Raw genomic sequence first — 16,625 nt, 5'->3', positions numbered from 1 at the left:
TTCAAATTGTGGCAGGGAGGTTAGACTTTTGGATACAGGTACTCACTTTGTCATGGGAATTGCTCTTGGAGGACTTGCCACATTAGATCCTGTTATTGCGCAAAGTCCAGTTACTGCAAGTGCAGTCATTGCAGGTACGATATTAGGATCACAAGCTCCTGACATTGACACCGTTTTAAAATTACGAAATAACGCTGTATATATACGAAATCACCGTGGAATTACACATTCGATTCCCGCTGTATTACTTTGGCCCTTGATTATCAGCGGCGCACTTTTCGCCTTCATACCTGAAGCAAATTACCTTCATCTTTGGCTTTGGACCTTTTTAGCCGTATTTCTTCATGTTTTTGTCGATATCTTTAATGCCTATGGAACACAGGCGCTAAGGCCTATTTCTTCCAATTGGGTAGCTCTAGGGGTCATCAATACATTTGACCCGTTCATTTTTGGAATCCATGTTGCCGGCTTGATATTGTGGGGGTATGGATTTCCTCCCGGCTATTTATTTCTCTCCATTTACGGGATACTCGTGATCTATTATATCTCTAGGTTCAGGGAACAGGCTTTCATTAAAAGAGCTGTTAAGCAGCAAATTCCGGGAGCAAGAAAAATTATTTTATCACCGACCATGCGTTTTCATCGCTGGAAAATAGCCGTGATTACCGAAAAGCATTATTATGTAGCGAGAGCTGATAATGGTTATGTGACGATTCTTGATACATTTGATCGAATTCCATTGCCTGAAAGTAAAATTCTCGAAGCCGCCAAGCTTGATATCAATTTGGCTGCCTTTCTGTCTTTTTCCCCTGTTTACCGCTTTGAAATCGAACAAATTAAGGACTATTACGAAGTCCGTTTTATTGATTTAAGATACCGAAGCAATGGGTATTACCCCTTTGTAGCTGTCGTCCATTTAGACAGCGACCTAAATATCTTGAATTCGTATACCGGTTGGATCTTTAGTGAAGCGAAACTGCAGAAGAAATTGAATATTATTTTGTAGGTCTAAGCAGATTGAAAAAAGGCTGATTCCAGGGGAAACCCGCTGGAATCAGCTTTTTTAATGCAGTCGATTCTGTTGATTTAATAAATGCTTATATTTAGGATTTTTCGCAATGAATTCGTGGAATTGTTCACCGTAATTATCAATCCAGGTCTGGACAACCCGTGATGTCATTTCTTCGCCAGCATACTCATGCCCAGCTTTTGCATAGGTCGCTTCGAAATCTTCCCATAATAATTCCACCCAAGTTAAAGCTTGCTCATACGTGATGTGATCATTTTTCTCAAGCAGGATCTTGGTTAACCTTTCATGGTAATCATTCATTAGAACCACCTCATTGCCAATATTTTTACAGACTGAACTTTACTGTACTTTACCCATACTAGTAGTAAGCGGAAACGCTTATTTTTAATTCTGATGTTTGGAGGAGAAAAACTTGCGAAATAAACAAAAAGGATTCCCCAACATTCAAGGTAAGCCTCGTGCAAAGGCGAGATATGCTTCAAAGCGAGCCGATGGCAGCATTAACACACACCCTCAAGAACGGATGAAAGCATCAAACGAGCGATCGAATTAGAAACAATAGAACACTTCAGAAGGAATCGGGTCCTCCCGGTTCCTTCAATTATCTCAACATAGAAATCGGCAGTGCTTCTTCCTTCCCGCTTCCACCCAAACGGTATCCCCAGGCGAATACACCATTCATATAATCAATTTTGAAATAGACTCCCGGATCGCCTTCAATTTGATAAATTTCACCTTTTTTAAAATCATCCGGATTTAACAGATAGGCTTTGGCCATAGTTACTTTGCGTTCCAACACCGAGAATTCGTTAACCATCCCTAATTGCTCAGCTTTTCTCGCTTTTTCGGTTAACGCTGCAATTTCCTGTTGTAGTTCATAGGCCGACAACTTGCTGTATCTTACGTCGCTCATATATATGGCTCCTTAAATTAAATATTAATTTACTTCTATATTAAACAAAATTTTGCGATTTGGCTATCGATGTACTTATTCCATGTCTGAATTGGATAGATATCGGTCAATTAATTCTATTGGAAAACCTTTTCGGTATAATGCCTGCTTCATCTTTTGTTCATATTCGAAGCCTTCATAGTTTTTATAGCGGCGCTGCATCTTTTCTGCATGATGACATAGCGAATCCCATTGTTCATCTGCATCCTTTTCTACCGTCACATCCTCAAGTGCCTCGAGAATGACATCTCTTGGAAAACCCTTTCGTGTCAATGTCTGTTCAAGCTTCTGCCTTAAAGCTCGTTCCGAGATGTTTTTCTCTTTTTTCACTGATTTTCCCGCAAGCTTTTTCGCATGCTCAATTTGAATATCATAGGGGTATTCCTTCAAAGCCTCCACAACTAGCTTTTCTTGTATTCCTTTTTCCTTCAGCTCCATCTTAAGGGTAGTAGGCCCTTTATTGCCTCCGTTTACATGGGTCCGCACGTAAGCCTTGGAAAATTCAAGATCATCTAAATAGTTAAAGCTGTATAGCTTATGTATCGCTTCCTTTATAATCGGTTCTTCTATTTCCTTCTTTTTTAAATAAAGACGAATTTCCGATTCTGAACGCATGCGGTATGATAAATAATTAAGAGCATCCGTAAATGCCTTTTGAATTTCATCATGGAATTGTATTTCAGCCAGAAGCAGATCATCAAGTGCAGTACCCTTTTTCAAGTGAAATTTCAATAAAACTTCTTCGTCCACACTAAACGCATATTTTTCATCAACAAATATGTTATAACGATCTTTACGTTTTTTTTGGGTTGTTATTTTTGTTATGTTTGGCATAAAATCCACCCCCATCCCTACTTTACCCCTTTACGAGTACCTTTTCTATATATAGCATGTCTAAAAATGAAAAAAGAACAAGGGCATGTTAAAGTGAATAAAAGACAGGAAAAAGGAAGTGATTTTCATGAAAATAGCTATTGCTGGTGGAAGTGGTTTTGTCGGCACAGCCCTTATCGATGAATTATTAAAAGAAAATCATGATTTATATATATTGACACGTCATCCTGACAAATATAAAAGACGGGAAAATCTCCAATATATCGGCTGGCTGACCCCAGACTCAAGCCCTGAACAAAATTTAGAAGGCCTTGATGTGTTCGTTAACCTTGCCGGTGAGTCTTTAAACAGTGGGCGTTGGACCCCGGAACGAAAACGCCGGATTGTCGAAAGCAGAGTTGAAGCTTCCAAAGAAATGAACCGGATCCTTTCTAAGCTTCCCGATAAAGTTTCTGTCATTATCAATGCAAGTGCAGTGGGTTTTTATGGTATCTCTGATCATGAGACCTTTACTGAAGCCTCTGATTCCATCGGTGATGATTTCTTGGCTCGTACAGTTAAGCTATGGGAAAAAGAAGCAACCAAATCCCGCTCATACAGTAAGCGAGTTGTCCTTACAAGGTTTGGTGTGATTCTAGGGGAAAAAGATGGTGCACTGCCAATGATGGTTCTTCCTTATAAACTTTTCGGCGGAGGAAAAATGGGCAAAGGAAGTCAGTGGCTTTCCTGGATTCATATTTACGACGTCGCCCGTGCAATTGTTTTTTGTATGAACAATCAACACATTCAAGGTCCTGTCAATTTCACAGCACCTAATCCGGTTCAAATGGATAAATTCGGAAAAGAAATTGGTACTATCATGCACCGGCCTCATTGGTTACCTGTTCCTCCCTTCATGCTAAAAACCATGCTCGGTGAAATGAGCATACTTGTGCTAGAAGGCCAAAAAGTCCTTCCTAATAAACTTGCAGAGGAAGAATTCACGTTCACTTTTCCAACCCTTAATACGGCTTTACACAATATCTTAAAAGAAAATTCTCATGTATGAATGAAACTTTTTAGGAAAAAATAGGGATATCAAGTGAAATGGAGATGATCTAATTGCCCAAAAAACAGGAAAAAGAAAAAAGTACCTTAACGAGCACGCAAGCAATTCATTATTCTCGAGAATTTAAAAATGCAGACCGAGCAGGCGGATTTAACGTGAAGAAATCTCGCCGTTAAGTTTGGAGTATTTTTCCGTACATTTTGATCTACCATTCAGCACAAAATAAGCTAGCGATTGATTAAGAAAATCATCGCTAGCTTATTTATTTCTTTACTCTAAGGGGGCGCTGATATGGGACGCAATAATAATCGAGACAATAACGCTCAAAAACTTCCACAAGTTCCTAAAAACCTAAAAAGTGACGGACTTGATGTCGAATATTCTTCAGAACTGGCTGACCAACAAGATATTGAAGCACAAGCGCGATCCAATGCGGCTAATCGCCGTGCCCATAACCGCAAATTATAACTTTTACAACTTAGGGGGCTGTTAGTCAGCCCCTTAAATTAACTTACTGACACCGTCTTATCCACACCCCTGTGTATATTGTGGATATTTTCTGAAAATACTGACATATAATAGTATTTTGTCTTGCGGTATGAACATCTAAATAATGTAATTTCTGGATAACTATGTGGATAGTGTGGATAACACTATGAGCTCATTGATTCAACTGCATTTCATTTGTGGATAACTTTTCTTTTTCTTACATAAAAAAACACTACCCTAAAATGATGATTTGATTGGATTATTTATTTTCATTTTACTAACTCAACTAAAAAATCCATTCTGCTTAAAACAAAGGAGGTTTCCCCACCTTTTGTTATTCAGCCACAGTTTCTTCCAACTGTTTACGGAGCATGAATTTTTGAATTTTCCCACTTGCGTTTCGAGGTAACTCTTTACAGAAGATATATCTTCTTGGACGTTTATAGTTAGCAAGTGTATCGCTGTTCTTACACCAGTCTTCTAAATCACTTTCCGTCAATAACGGATCTTTAGCTACTACAAAGGCCGTTACCGTTTCTCCCCATTTATCATCAGGCTGACCAAGTACTGCACAGTCGAGAACTCCTTGATGCTCATAAAGTGTGTCTTCCACTTCACGTGGATACACATTTTCGCCACCAGAGATAATCATGTCATCCACACGATCTTTGACCCACAAATATCCATCTTCATCAAGGAAACCTATATCCCCGGAATGGTACCAGCCTCTGTAAAGCGCTCTCTCTGTCTCTCCATCTCTTTGAAAATACCCTTTCATGATGCAAGGGCCTTTCACAAGAATTTCCCCGACTTCCCCGGGTTCAAGTACATCATCAGGATCCGATGGGCCTTCGTCATTTGGACGGGCAATGACGATTTCATGATCGCGGCACGCTTGGCCGGCAGAACCAGCTTTACTTATTTGATCATCCTCTAATAGAAGAGTGATGGCCGGACCCATTTCCGTCATTCCATATGCCTGGATAAATTGAATGCCCAATTTTTCCTGACAAGCAAGGACAAGCGTAGGCGCCATTGGAGCGGCTCCATATAATCCCAGCTTCAAACTTTGAAATTTATAATCATTTAGATTTTCCTGAATAAGCATATTCCACATCGTTGGTGCCGCAAATAGTTTGGTAATCCCTTCGGATTCAAACAGTTCTAGTACCTTTTTAGGATTGAACTGATGAAGAACTACATTCGTTGCACCAACCTGCACGCGCGGTAAAAATGAACAGTGCAATTCCGCACAATGAAACATTGGAGCGGTAATCAAACCAATATCACTGCTTTCATACTTCATCGCCTCTGCTAAAATCTCAGCCTGCTTGACCATATCTTTATGAAGGTGAATAACTCCTTTTGGTCGTCCGGTCGTCCCGCTTGTATACATAATGGCATAGACATCATTCTCGTGAATGTCCACATCAATAGGCTTAGAAGATGTACTGACCATTTTTTGGCGATATCCTTCGGCATAGCGAGGCACATTCTCATCAATATACCAGAATGCTATTTCAGGGAAGCGTTTTTCAACAGCTGCCACAGTCGATTCCAATTCACCTTCAAATAAAACGACCTTTGGCGCCGCATCACTTAAGATGAATGCAAGCTCTTCTGCCATTAAGCGAAAGTTGATTGGATTAAAGACCGCACCGATTTTTGCACAGGCAAAAAATGCGGTGGCAAGTTCTTCATTATTATAAAGATAGGTAGAGACCCGGTCCCCTTTTTGGACACCTTCTGCTTGGAGAGCCGCCGCCAACCTATTCACCTGCTCATTCCATTGAATGTAGGTATAGCGGATATTTCTTCTCACGTCGTAGATAGCTTCTTTAATGGGGAATTTTTGAACCGTCTGATCAAAGATATTTTTAATCGTTACTGACATATCATTTCCTCCTCAAGTAAACCCACTATCAGCAGGATGATTTCACGTCATGCTCCTGATGGTTGGCTTTATCACTTTTTCAGCCTTTACTTTCGTGTGAATTTCTAATGTTATTCACGAGAAAATACCGTCTCAATCTATTCTTTCAATAATGGTAGCATTCGCCATTCCATGACCTTCACACATTGTTTGTAATCCATATCGGCCGCCTCTTCTTTCTAATTCATGGATCATCGAAACCATTAAACGGGCACCACTGCCGCCAAGAGGGTGTCCTAAGGCAATCGCTCCTCCATTTGGATTTAGCTTCTTAGGGTCGGCCCCTGTTTCTTTTAACCAGGCAAGCGGTACAGGAGCAAAGGCTTCATTAACTTCAAAGACATCGATATCATCAATGGAAAGACCTGCTTTTTCCAATGCTTTTTGAGTGGCAGGAATTGGACCTGTCAACATTAAGGTAGGATCTGATCCGACAACAACCCGTGTATGCACTTTAAAGCGTGGTTTCAATCCAAGCTCTTCTGCTTTACTACGCTCCATTAATAGTAAAGCTGCAGCACCGTCACTTATTTGGCTTGAGTTCCCGGCATGGATTAATCCTTCTTCTTTAAAAACTGCCTTCAATCCTGAAAGGACTTCTACCGTAGTTCCCCCCCTTGGCCCTTCGTCTTCGGTAACTTCAATATGATTTCCTAATTTATCTGTACCTGTAACTGTGATTATTTCACGGTCGAAATAGCCTTCCTTTTGAGCACGTATTGCCCTCTCATGGCTTTCAACAGAAAACTGATCACATTCCTCACGGGTGATTCCCCACTTTTCTGCGATTCTTTCAGCCGATAAACCTTGGTTGATTACCTCGTAGCTGTTTAAATACTTTTGACTTGTTTCAGCTCCTTGATAATTTGAACCCATTGGGACACGAGACATGTTTTCTACTCCTCCGGCTACGACCACATCCATATCTCCTGACAAAATGGCTTGGGAAGCGAAATGGACAGCCTGCTGACTCGATCCGCATTGTCGGTCAATTGTCGTACCTGGCACTTCAATCGGATAGCCGGCAATCAGAGCAGCAATCCGAGCAATATCTCCGGCTTGCTCCCCAGCCTGCGAAACACAGCCTAAAATGACATCATCGATGATAGCATGATCAATGCCTGCTATTTCAACCAGCCTCTTTAATACTTCACCTGCTAAATCATCTGGGCGAACATCCTTTAAGACACCGTTTCTTCTGCCAACCGGAGTACGAATTCCCTCAACAATTACCACTTCCCGCATGTAATCTCTCCCCTTCTCATTTTGTTTTTTAAAGTCCAATGTTCTTTGCTATGATTTTCTTCATGATTTCATTTGTACCCGCATAGATGCTTGCTACCGGCACATCACGGTACCTTCTAGCAATCTTGTATTCTTCCATATAACCATAGCCACCATGAAGCTGCATGCATTCAATGGATATTTTCCGGGCAGTCTCTGTCAAACGCCATTTAGCCATCGATACTTCTGTGACCACCTGTTCACCCGCCATATGATTAGCAATCAATTGATCCAGGAAAACTCGGCCCATTTTAATTTCAGTGGCCATTTCTGCGATTTTAAATTGAGTGTTCTGGAACTGACTCACTGATTTCCCGAACGCTTCCCTGCTTTTGACGTACTCAATCGTATCCGCTAGCATATCCTCGGATGCGGTTTGGGCACAAATTGCTACGACAAGACGTTCCTGCTGCAATTTCTCCATTAAATACTTAAACCCTGTGCCTTCTTCACCTAGCAAGTTTTCCTTTGGTACACGACAATCTTCAAAGATAAGTTCTGCTGTATCCTGACAATGCAAACCAAGCTTCTTCAGTTTTCGTCCCCTGGTGAATCCCGGAGTATCTCTTTCAACCACGACTAAACTGACGCCTTTATGCTTCGGAACAGCATTTGGATCCGTTTTACAAGCCACGATGACCAGATCCGAATGAATCCCATTTGTGATGAATGTTTTTTGGCCGTTTAGTATGTAATGATCTCCATCCAAAATCGCAGTCGTTTTAATATTGGCCAAATCCGAACCTGTTCCCGGCTCTGTCATGGCGATGGCTGTAATGATTTCCCCTGTCGTGCATTTAGGGAGCCAGCGCTGTTTCTGCTCATCATTTCCGTATGCGGAAATATACGGAACCGTAATATCACTATGGAGCCCGAAGCCTATGAAACCTGAACCCACTCTTTCTAGTTCTTCATTAATTATGACCGCAAAGCCCCAATCTACTTCAGAACCCCCATACTCTTCTCCAAGATCCGGACATAAAAAGCCTTGCTCCCCCATTTTCCTCCAAAACGAACGAGGAATAATACGGTCTTCTTCCCATTGTTCATAATAGGGAACCGCTTCTTTCTCTAAAAACTTGCGTAATGATTTACGGAAAATCTCGTGATCTTCACTTAAGTATGGATGTTTCATCTGCACTATCTCCTCTGCCATTAGCTTTTTCGTATCAACCTTTTCCTTTTTATAGAAAATATACTTTAGTTTTCTAATCCATTATTTAAAATTTCCCGGTAGGATTTGAACCTATCTTATCTAGGTGACATTCGAATGGCCCCGTCCAACCGAATCGTTTCTCCATTCAGCATAGGATTCGTAATAATGCTTTCCGTAAGTTTAGCGTACTCTTCCGGATATCCGAGCCTTGATGGAAATGGCACGGTTTTCCCTAATGACGCCCTCGCTTCTTCAGGTAATGAATCAAACATCGGTGTATGAAATAACCCCGGTGCAATCGATACGACACGTATCCCTTTGGAAGCAAGCTCCCTTGCAATCGGAAGAGTCATACCGACAATCCCACTCTTTGAGGCACTATATGCCGCTTGTCCGATTTGTCCTTCAAATGCAGCTACCGACGCTGTGTTGATAATGACACCACGCTCCCCCTCTTCGTTTGCTTGGTTATTGACCATTTTCTCTGCCGCAAGACGAATTACATTAAATGTACCGATCAAGTTAACCGTCACTACTTTTGAGAACGCTTTCAATTCATGCGTACCTTTTCTTCCGATGACCTTTTCAGCAATCGCAATGCCAGCACAATTGACAATTGTGTTAATTGATCCAAATTTTTCAATTCCCTGTTCCAACGCTTCTAGTACACTTTCTTCACTTGTCACATCCGTTTTAATAAATATGACTGAATCTCCTAATTCCTCGACCATTTTGACGCCATTTTCTTCTGAGAGGTCACAGATAACGGCTTTTCCACCTTTTTTAATGATGTTTCTTACAGTGGCCGCTCCCAGACCTGAAGCCCCACCTGTCACTACTGCAATAGTTTCTTGAATATCCAAATCTTCACCTCATTTGTTTTCGTCTAGAATATATATTCATCGTTACCTATCGTCAAAACTCATTTCAATATTATACTTTGAAGTATTTTTATTCTGATGGTTTTGCTGCTTGAAATGCCTGGTTCACTGTTTACTTTTTAAGCTATGAAGTGTTTCGGTAAAACCTTTAATCACCTGTTCAAAATCCTGCTTCAATTCATCAAGCTCTTTAATACGTTCATTTATTTCATTTAATTTCTGTCCAGCTGTATCAATTGTTTTCTCCAATTGCTTAATACCCGTCCTGTCCTTATCAAATAGCAGAACAATATCCTTTATTTCAACTAAAGAAAAGCCATACTTCTTGCCACGCATAATGATTTTAAGTTGAGCATGTTCTTTCTTTCCATATACTCTTTTTCCGGTTTCGGTCCGCTTTGGCCTTAGCATACCTAGTTCCTCATAATATCGTAGTGTTCTTGTTGTCAAATCAAATTCTTTTGCTAACTCTGAAATGGTGTACATGTTAAAACCACACTTTGCAAAGGGATTATTTACCTTATCTTAACATTGACGTTAACGTAAACTTCAATAAATATTCACAAAATTTTAAATATATAAAACTGAATGAAAGTTATAAACTGATATACTATGGGTATATTCTTTTTAAATGAAGGGACGGATTAATTATGCTCTGCTCAAGAATATTAGTTGCTTATGATGAATCTGAATTAGCACGTAAATCTTTAGAAAAAGCGATTGAATTAGCGAAGCTGGATCCTGCTATTGAAATTCAGGTACTTCACGCTGTTACACTTCCAATCCATCCAAATATATATGGCAATGCTTTTCAAGAAATTGAAGAAGCCATGCTTAAGTATGGCAACGAAGTTATCGAAAAAGCGGATGCACTGTTATCCGAAATTCCTAATGCATCTCAGTCTTTTGTCGTAGAAGGTTCAGCTATCACTACTTTGTTGGAACATGCGAAATCTCAAAATTGCGACCTTATCATAATGGGCAGCAGAGGCTTAAGTGGATTCAAGGAATTCCTAGGAAGCGTCAGCCACTATATCGTCCAGAATTCTCCGGTACCTGTCTTATTAGTTAAATAAACAATTTGCGACAACCCTATGACTCACCAATTAGAAGAAGCTGGGCTCTTATTTGGAGCCCAGCTTTTTTATACGCTCACGAAACAAAGAGGAAATCTTACCAACAAAGCTTCTCATGTTTTACAAACCCTTCTGTTAACAGGTAAAATGAAAGAAATTTAAAAGAGGATAAGCAGGTGAAGTGATGGATATTAAGCATTTACAATACTTTATAGAGGTTACCAATTTCAATAGCTTTACTCGGGCAGCGGATCATTTATTCATTACTCAGCCGACCATCAGTAAGATGATCAAAAACTTGGAAACTGAGCTTGGTGTTGAACTTTTTGATCGTTCCCGTAAACAACTGATTCTGACTGATGCCGGAAGGGTTGTATTAGAGCAGGCAAAATTGATTGATAAAGCTTTTCATAATTTAGAAACAGAAATGGACAATTTATTAGGCTTGAAAAAGGGACATATACGAATCGGATTACCGCCGATTATTGACGCCTCCTTCTTCCCCCGAATTCTTAGCCGTTTTCATGAGGATTATCCTAATATTACCTTTCAATTAATAGAGGATGGCTCAAAGAAAATTGAAGAATCAGTCCAAAATGACTTACTCGACATTGGCGTAATAGTCCTGCCAACTAACACCGTACTTTTTCATCATTTTGCCTTTTTAGAAGAAGACATTAACTTGATTGTGCCCCCCTCCCACCCACTTGCTTGTCGGGAAGAGATTGATTTGGCCGACCTTGAAGACGAGTCTTTTATCTTATTTAATAAAGATTATGTCTTGCGTGATCTCATAATTTCGTCCTGTAAAGAAACTGGTTATTCTCCACACATTGTCACAGAAAGCTCACGTTGGGATTTTATAGAGGAAATGGTTTACTGTAATCTTGGAATCGCTCTTTTACCGGAAAGTTTATGCCGCCATGATAACCGCATCAAGTCCATTAAGGTCAAAAATCCTTCCATTAGTTGGAACTTAGGATTCATTTGGAGTAAGGATCAATACCTTTCATATGCGGCAAAAGAATGGCTAAAATATACAAGAGAAGCGTTAACTCATAAAGATTAACTACCTCGATAGTAAAGCATTAGACATGTAAGCACTATCATAGATTTAAGTTATGCTCATGATAACATCTAACCATTTTACAATACTTAACCGCGGAGTTAGACTTGGTATGAGTAAAAAGCACTGTAATTACTGATGGAATCTATATTTTCAGAAAGGAGATATTTATGATCACTTTATCTAGTGTCGATGAGTTACAAGCAACCGAAGAAGCTTTGGAGAAAATTAAATATTCATACCCCGAATTATTTAATAAACTACTCCATGTCGTTGCCTTAACACGAGCATTTCAATTTAAATATCAATTTATGGGCACATTAATCATGGATGAAAACCCTAACGAATACACCCCTGAATTCGTTATGCCCTCCGTTATCCACTTATATATAGAGGAAGTTCAAAAGTTAAAGGATGATCCTAATATCCAGGTTTTACAACAAACCTTCTCCCAAAATGAAAATATTGGATATGCTAAAATCAGTATGCTAGTGCTCGGTAAAAGCCCTGAATCCCTTTTAGGCTCATCATACATTAAATAACACCCCCTGATATGTTCCCAAAAAAAACCTCCGATTTACGGAAGGTTTTTTTATTATTCTAATATTAGAGCACTTTGCTCAAAAAGGCTTTAGTTCTTTCCTGCTGCGGATTATCAAAGATCTCACTTGGAATATTTTCTTCGATAATAAAGCCCTCGTCCATGAAAATCACACGATCACCAACTTCTTTAGCAAACCCCATCTCATGGGTCACTACGACCATTGTCATACCTTCTTTAGCCAATTGCTTCATAACCTCAAGCACTTCACCGACCATTTCCGGGTCTAGAGCAGAAGTCGGTTCATCAAACAACATGATTTTGGGTTCCATTGCCAATGCCCTTGCGATTGCCACACGTTGCTTTTGTCCACCCGATAATGAATCCGGATAGGCGTTCGCTTTCTCAGCAAGTCCTACTTTCTTAAGTAGTTCCATGCCTCTTTGTGATGCCTGTTCTTTGGTAACTTTACGAACCTTTAGCGGCGCAAGCATAATGTTATCAATAACTGTTTTATGCGGAAATAAGTTGAAATGCTGAAATACCATACCAACTTCAGTGCGTACTTTATTGATATTGACCTTCTTATCTGTCGTATCAAGTCCCTCTATGAAAATATGTCCTCCCGTTATCGTTTCAAGTTGATTAATACACCTGAGAAAAGTAGATTTACCAGACCCTGAAGGCCCAATCACCACAACTACCTCCTGTGGGGCAACGATTGCATTGATATTCTTTAATACCTCGTTATCTCCAAATGACTTTTTTAAATTCTCGACCTTAATCATTCTGTTTTCAACCTGCTTTCGAGTCTATTTAATACGAAACTTAAAATAAGGGTCAGGCAAAGATAGATAAAGGCACAAGCCAAATACGGCTCCCAAACTTTAAAGTACTGCCCCCCCATCGCTTTTCCCCAATACATTAATTCGGGGGCTGCAATGACACAAAGGAGGGAGGAATCTTTTAATAATACGATGAATTCATTTCCTAACGGAGGGATCATACGTTTGAATGCTTGAGGTAAGACAACATGGATCATTGTTTGAGTATGGGTCATTCCCAACGAACGAGCCCCTTCCATTTGTCCTTTATCAATGGATTGTATTCCTGCACGGAATATTTCCGCAATATAAGCCGCTGCATTTAAAGACAAAGCAATGACTCCCGCCGTGATTGCGTTCGTCTCCCCAGTAAAAAAGGGCACAATACCAAAATGGATTAAAAAGATCTGAACCAATAGCGGCGTTCCACGAAAAACCGTGACATAACAGTAAAATGGAAATGCGAGCACCTTGTTTCTCATTATTTTCCCTAAACCAATCAGTAAACCTAAAAAAGTTCCGATGAGAATAGAGGAAACCGATAGCCCAATTGTGAGTATCGTTCCCTTTAATAAGTAAGGAGCATATTCAAAAATAATATCCCAGCGAAAATTCATTCTGTTCCCCTCCTAAAGACCAAAAAAACTGCGTAACTTCACACGTAAAGTTACGCAATTTTTTATTATAAATTTGTTTTATTGCTGTGCTTTTAATGTTTCAACATCTGGTTCTGTGCCGAACCATTCTTTATAGATTTCTGCGTACTTTCCATTCTCATAAATAGCATTGACGGCTTTATCAAAATCAGCTTTCAACTCGCTACCTTTTGGGAACATAAGACCATAAAATTCCTGATCAAAACTGCTGCTATCTTCAACAACTTTCAGCTTTTGGTCAGGGTTATTTTTCACATATTCTTCAACAACGGTATTGTCCGCTACTACCGCTTCAGCTCCGCCTTGTAATAATTCCTGAATGGCCAGGTTATTATTTTCGAATTTTTTGATGTCTTTATGATTTTTCCCAAGAAGTGACTCGACTGCTTCCTGTCCAGTTGTAGCTGTTTGAACAGCAATAACCTTTCCTTTCAATTCTTTTCCTGATTTTATATCACTTTTCTCAGGAACTAAGATTTTGTTTGTGGATAAGAAATAAGGCACCGAAAAATCATACGATTGTTTTCTCTCATCATTTACTGTAATTGCAGATATCCCTACATCCGCTCTTTTAGACTCGATTTCTACAAAAATCGGATCCCAGCCAACATGCTCAACTTTCACTTTATAACCGGCTTCTTTTGCAACAGCATTGATAAAATCAACATCGAATCCAACAACTTTATCGCCTTCCAGATATTCAAATGGAGCATATGCTGCATCCGTCACGATCCTAAGTGTTTTCCCATTTGCTTCTTCTTTTTCGCTAGTTGTCGTTACTTCCTTTTCTTTCCCGCATCCAGTCATAATCAGTAACAAAGAAACTACCATGGCAAACATTAAAAACGAAACTTTTTTCAAAATAATCCCCTCTTTTCTCTAGTAAACTCTCTTTTAAAGAACGCAAACAAATCAAATTTGAAAGAATATTCAGTATTTTCATTTAAAAATATTATACGTTTATTTGTTTTTTTATGCAATAAAAAGTCCGTAAATAACTTTAGTAAAATAAAATTTTATCCAATTAACTCGAAAAACCAAGAAATTAAATAGGCTTTAATTATACAGACGGCGGACATTTCCTCATTTATAAAGTAATTATTGAAATTATATCGAAAACAGATATTAGAACTATTAGCCAGATTTTAAATAGGAAACAAAAATAAGCAGCAACCTCATTAGCTTGGTCGCTGCTTACTTAAATTTTATTTAGGGCACTTCTTTAATCCCCTCTTCAATATCTAACATATCTAATAAGAAGATAAAGATCGGAATCCCAATGATCAAACCCCATATCCCAAGAAAATGCTCGGAAAACAGAAGAATGATGAAGGTGAAGAACGTTGGCAAATTTGTTTTTGCCGACATGAATTTTGGATTTAAAATATAGCTTTCAAGTGCATGTATAATCCCAATCATAACAAACACAGCAATAACCTTTGGCATACCGCCGATACTGTAGGCAATCATGCTAAGTGGAATTAGGGAGATAATAACTCCTGCAACTGGAATTAACCCTAGGAAGAAAATCATAATTCCAAGACCGAGCAACTGTGGAAACCCAAGAATCCATAAGAAAGTTACTGAAAGGACTGCATTCGTAATGGCAATTAAGAACTGGACCTCAATTACCTTTCCGAATGAATTGATAAATTTTACTCCAAAGTGACCAAGGTTTATAAAGAAGGATTTGAATTTACCCCGCTTAAATTTAGAAGTAAAGCGAATAATTTTATCTCTTTCCAATAAGAAAAACAGACTAAGCAGTATGGAAAGGAAAATCTGTAATGCCAGTTTACCGAAATCAGATACATAAAGATAGAGCGTATTCATCTGTTTTTGAAGATCGAGCGGCGATTCAGTCTCGTTCATTAAACTAATGGCGTATTGAATGACCCGACTATCGGGTGGATGTTGAAAGAAAAAAACAATCTGTGTAACTAATTCTGTAAATTGCAACGTAATGACCGGCAAATATTTATAAATAACGATGGCTAAACAAGAAATGACGACTATATATAAAAAGCTTATGACAACTTTAGAGTTAATACGCATCACTTTATTTAGTCGAATCATGATAAATTGTTCCAGCCTTCCCATTAGGAAAGTGAAAACAAATGTGAATAATACAATATTAACCATACTTCCAATGCTTATAAGAAACAGGACTAACACTATTAATGTAATTAACCTTGAAAAACCTTCACTTTGTAAATACTCTTTTACCACTTACCTATCTCCTAACTAACATTCTGCCGTGATAATTCCTTCTACATATTATTTTACACGGAATTGAGGGATTCTACTACAATTACCTTCCATTGAAGACAAAATTATTTGAATGATCAGTAAGTCTTATTGAGAGGAGGTTAGATTATTATTCTAGACTCACTTTTATATAGAACATCCACTGACTTCAACGACGATTTAGGTCTTTATTTTTAAAAAACATCTGCCAAAAAGGCAGATGCTAATCTTCATCTTTCACATCGATATCTTCTGGGATGGGTTCACTATAATAATCCGCTAATTGCTTCTTATATTTTTCCATCTGTTCCAGATGCGTATTGAACTGCTCTTTAAAAATTAAATACTGCTCACCATCATGGACAGTGCGAATTTTATTTTGAACAATCATGCTTTCTATATAAGATTCCGGCATTGATAAATATTCCGCAGTCTCTTTTACTGTCAAGTACATGCCTTCACCCCTTTTCCTCTTAACTATACTAGATAAGAGTCTTCATTTGAAGTGCCTAATCCATACAAATACATGGGCCTTCTCAATTTGAGAGGCCATTAACTTATTACAAAGTGACTTTTACCGTTTTTTCATTTCCAGTTTTATCGATTGC

The 16,625-nt window shown here is 38.9% G+C and carries 21 protein-coding genes; 8 read left to right on the top strand and 13 right to left on the bottom strand.

Going from position 1 to position 16,625, the window contains the following annotated elements; all coding sequences use genetic code 11:
• The first annotated feature begins 28 nt into the window (after window positions 1-28).
• Complete coding sequence (locus tag AKG34_RS01510) at window positions 29-1,006, top strand: metal-dependent hydrolase (RefSeq protein WP_053344479.1); 978 nt, start codon at window positions 29-31, stop codon at window positions 1,004-1,006.
• Window positions 1,007-1,063: 57 nt separating this feature from the next.
• Here the strand turns inward: AKG34_RS01510 and AKG34_RS01505 are convergent, their stop codons facing one another.
• Entirely contained in the window at window positions 1,064-1,330 is a 267-nt protein-coding gene (locus AKG34_RS01505) for a YfhJ family protein (RefSeq protein ID WP_053344478.1), read from the bottom strand.
• A gap of 112 nt (window positions 1,331-1,442) precedes the next feature.
• Between AKG34_RS01505 and sspK the strand changes: the two genes are divergently transcribed.
• Window positions 1,443-1,583 (top strand): small, acid-soluble spore protein K, encoded by a 141-nt coding sequence (gene sspK, locus AKG34_RS01500; protein WP_053344477.1) that lies wholly within the window; start codon window positions 1,443-1,445, stop codon window positions 1,581-1,583.
• Window positions 1,584-1,631: 48 nt separating this feature from the next.
• On the opposite strand, the gene AKG34_RS01495 is transcribed toward sspK, so the two are convergent.
• Entirely contained in the window at window positions 1,632-1,943 is a 312-nt protein-coding gene (locus AKG34_RS01495) for a YfhH family protein (RefSeq protein WP_053344476.1), read from the bottom strand.
• 75 nt (window positions 1,944-2,018) lie between these two features.
• Entirely contained in the window at window positions 2,019-2,816 is a 798-nt protein-coding gene (recX, locus tag AKG34_RS01490; protein WP_053347942.1) for a recombination regulator RecX, read from the bottom strand.
• Window positions 2,817-2,943: 127 nt separating this feature from the next.
• On the opposite strand from recX, the gene AKG34_RS01485 reads away from it, so the two are divergent.
• From AKG34_RS01485 to AKG34_RS26415, 3 genes are all read left to right on the top strand, one after another.
• On the top strand, window positions 2,944-3,864 hold the full coding sequence (locus AKG34_RS01485) for a TIGR01777 family oxidoreductase (protein ID WP_053344475.1): 921 nt from the start codon (window positions 2,944-2,946) through the stop codon (window positions 3,862-3,864).
• A gap of 53 nt (window positions 3,865-3,917) precedes the next feature.
• Window positions 3,918-4,040: a YfhE family protein gene (locus AKG34_RS26420; protein WP_083450635.1), complete on the top strand. Its 123-nt coding sequence runs from the start codon at window positions 3,918-3,920 to the stop codon at window positions 4,038-4,040.
• A gap of 115 nt (window positions 4,041-4,155) precedes the next feature.
• Window positions 4,156-4,332: a YfhD family protein gene (locus tag AKG34_RS26415; RefSeq protein ID WP_082612836.1), complete on the top strand. Its 177-nt coding sequence runs from the start codon at window positions 4,156-4,158 to the stop codon at window positions 4,330-4,332.
• A 355-nt stretch (window positions 4,333-4,687) separates the two neighbouring features.
• On the opposite strand, the gene AKG34_RS01480 is transcribed toward AKG34_RS26415, so the two are convergent.
• The 5 genes from AKG34_RS01480 to AKG34_RS01460 form a co-directional block, all read right to left on the bottom strand.
• Window positions 4,688-6,247, bottom strand: coding sequence for a fatty acid--CoA ligase (locus tag AKG34_RS01480; protein ID WP_053344474.1), 1,560 nt, complete (start codon window positions 6,245-6,247; stop codon window positions 4,688-4,690).
• Window positions 6,248-6,379: 132 nt separating this feature from the next.
• Entirely contained in the window at window positions 6,380-7,531 is a 1,152-nt protein-coding gene (locus AKG34_RS01475; RefSeq protein ID WP_053344473.1) for a thiolase family protein, read from the bottom strand.
• A 28-nt stretch (window positions 7,532-7,559) separates the two neighbouring features.
• Window positions 7,560-8,705 (bottom strand): acyl-CoA dehydrogenase family protein, encoded by a 1,146-nt coding sequence (locus AKG34_RS01470; protein WP_053344472.1) that lies wholly within the window; start codon window positions 8,703-8,705, stop codon window positions 7,560-7,562.
• 116 nt (window positions 8,706-8,821) lie between these two features.
• The gene (locus AKG34_RS01465; RefSeq protein WP_053344471.1) at window positions 8,822-9,589 is read right to left on the bottom strand and encodes a 3-hydroxyacyl-CoA dehydrogenase; all 768 of its coding nucleotides are present in this window, start codon (window positions 9,587-9,589) and stop codon (window positions 8,822-8,824) included.
• 123 nt (window positions 9,590-9,712) lie between these two features.
• A complete protein-coding gene (locus AKG34_RS01460) occupies window positions 9,713-10,093 on the bottom strand; it encodes a MerR family transcriptional regulator (RefSeq protein WP_053344470.1) in 381 nt (126 codons plus the stop codon).
• Between the two features lie 164 nt (window positions 10,094-10,257).
• On the opposite strand from AKG34_RS01460, the gene AKG34_RS01455 reads away from it, so the two are divergent.
• The 3 genes from AKG34_RS01455 (at window position 10,258) to AKG34_RS01445 (ending at window position 12,291) form a co-directional block, all read left to right on the top strand.
• A complete protein-coding gene (locus AKG34_RS01455; protein WP_053344469.1) occupies window positions 10,258-10,683 on the top strand; it encodes a universal stress protein in 426 nt (141 codons plus the stop codon).
• 184 nt (window positions 10,684-10,867) lie between these two features.
• On the top strand, window positions 10,868-11,752 hold the full coding sequence (cidR, locus tag AKG34_RS01450; RefSeq protein WP_053344468.1) for a cidABC operon transcriptional activator CidR: 885 nt from the start codon (window positions 10,868-10,870) through the stop codon (window positions 11,750-11,752).
• 167 nt (window positions 11,753-11,919) lie between these two features.
• Window positions 11,920-12,291, top strand: a complete 372-nt coding sequence (locus AKG34_RS01445; protein WP_053344467.1) for a hypothetical protein — start codon at window positions 11,920-11,922, stop codon at window positions 12,289-12,291.
• A 64-nt stretch (window positions 12,292-12,355) separates the two neighbouring features.
• On the opposite strand, the gene AKG34_RS01440 is transcribed toward AKG34_RS01445, so the two are convergent.
• The 5 genes from AKG34_RS01440 to AKG34_RS01420 all read right to left on the bottom strand — a co-directional run bounded on the left by AKG34_RS01440 (window position 12,356) and on the right by AKG34_RS01420 (window position 16,471).
• A complete protein-coding gene (locus AKG34_RS01440) occupies window positions 12,356-13,078 on the bottom strand; it encodes an amino acid ABC transporter ATP-binding protein (RefSeq protein WP_053344466.1) in 723 nt (240 codons plus the stop codon).
• Complete coding sequence (locus AKG34_RS01435; protein WP_053344465.1) at window positions 13,075-13,731, bottom strand: amino acid ABC transporter permease; 657 nt, start codon at window positions 13,729-13,731, stop codon at window positions 13,075-13,077. Before AKG34_RS01435 ends, AKG34_RS01440 begins: the two co-directional genes overlap by 4 nt.
• Before the next feature lie 78 nt (window positions 13,732-13,809).
• Window positions 13,810-14,631: a basic amino acid ABC transporter substrate-binding protein gene (locus tag AKG34_RS01430; RefSeq protein WP_053344464.1), complete on the bottom strand. Its 822-nt coding sequence runs from the start codon at window positions 14,629-14,631 to the stop codon at window positions 13,810-13,812.
• A 348-nt stretch (window positions 14,632-14,979) separates the two neighbouring features.
• Window positions 14,980-15,999 (bottom strand): AI-2E family transporter, encoded by a 1,020-nt coding sequence (locus AKG34_RS01425; protein WP_053344463.1) that lies wholly within the window; start codon window positions 15,997-15,999, stop codon window positions 14,980-14,982.
• A 241-nt stretch (window positions 16,000-16,240) separates the two neighbouring features.
• The gene (locus AKG34_RS01420) at window positions 16,241-16,471 is read right to left on the bottom strand and encodes an excisionase family DNA-binding protein (RefSeq protein WP_053344462.1); all 231 of its coding nucleotides are present in this window, start codon (window positions 16,469-16,471) and stop codon (window positions 16,241-16,243) included.
• Window positions 16,472-16,625 lie beyond the last annotated feature (154 nt).

The organism is Peribacillus butanolivorans (genome assembly GCF_001273755.1).
Classification (GTDB): domain Bacteria; phylum Bacillota; class Bacilli; order Bacillales; family DSM-1321; genus Peribacillus; species Peribacillus butanolivorans.
This window is presented reverse-complemented; position numbering and strand designations above follow the sequence as displayed.

What these genes read in the sequence shown, in the direction of transcription:
- AKG34_RS01485 (WP_053344475.1), top strand. Translation starts at nt 2,944, where the DNA reads ATGAAAATAGCTATTGCTGGTGGAAGTGGTTTTGTCGGCACAGCCCTT.
- AKG34_RS01480 (WP_053344474.1), bottom strand. Translation starts at nt 6,247, where the DNA reads ATGTCAGTAACGATTAAAAATATCTTTGATCAGACGGTTCAAAAATTC.
- AKG34_RS01505 (WP_053344478.1), bottom strand. Translation starts at nt 1,330, where the DNA reads ATGAATGATTACCATGAAAGGTTAACCAAGATCCTGCTTGAGAAAAAT.
- AKG34_RS01420 (WP_053344462.1), bottom strand. Translation starts at nt 16,471, where the DNA reads ATGTACTTGACAGTAAAAGAGACTGCGGAATATTTATCAATGCCGGAA.
- AKG34_RS01475 (WP_053344473.1), bottom strand. Translation starts at nt 7,531, where the DNA reads ATGCGGGAAGTGGTAATTGTTGAGGGAATTCGTACTCCGGTTGGCAGA.
- AKG34_RS01435 (WP_053344465.1), bottom strand. Translation starts at nt 13,731, where the DNA reads ATGAATTTTCGCTGGGATATTATTTTTGAATATGCTCCTTACTTATTA.
- AKG34_RS01470 (WP_053344472.1), bottom strand. Translation starts at nt 8,705, where the DNA reads ATGAAACATCCATACTTAAGTGAAGATCACGAGATTTTCCGTAAATCA.
- cidR (WP_053344468.1), top strand. Translation starts at nt 10,868, where the DNA reads ATGGATATTAAGCATTTACAATACTTTATAGAGGTTACCAATTTCAAT.
- AKG34_RS01440 (WP_053344466.1), bottom strand. Translation starts at nt 13,078, where the DNA reads ATGATTAAGGTCGAGAATTTAAAAAAGTCATTTGGAGATAACGAGGTA.
- AKG34_RS01460 (WP_053344470.1), bottom strand. Translation starts at nt 10,093, where the DNA reads ATGTACACCATTTCAGAGTTAGCAAAAGAATTTGATTTGACAACAAGA.
- AKG34_RS26415 (WP_082612836.1), top strand. Translation starts at nt 4,156, where the DNA reads ATGGGACGCAATAATAATCGAGACAATAACGCTCAAAAACTTCCACAA.
- AKG34_RS01455 (WP_053344469.1), top strand. Translation starts at nt 10,258, where the DNA reads ATGCTCTGCTCAAGAATATTAGTTGCTTATGATGAATCTGAATTAGCA.
- AKG34_RS01495 (WP_053344476.1), bottom strand. Translation starts at nt 1,943, where the DNA reads ATGAGCGACGTAAGATACAGCAAGTTGTCGGCCTATGAACTACAACAG.
- AKG34_RS01445 (WP_053344467.1), top strand. Translation starts at nt 11,920, where the DNA reads ATGATCACTTTATCTAGTGTCGATGAGTTACAAGCAACCGAAGAAGCT.
- recX (WP_053347942.1), bottom strand. Translation starts at nt 2,816, where the DNA reads ATGCCAAACATAACAAAAATAACAACCCAAAAAAAACGTAAAGATCGT.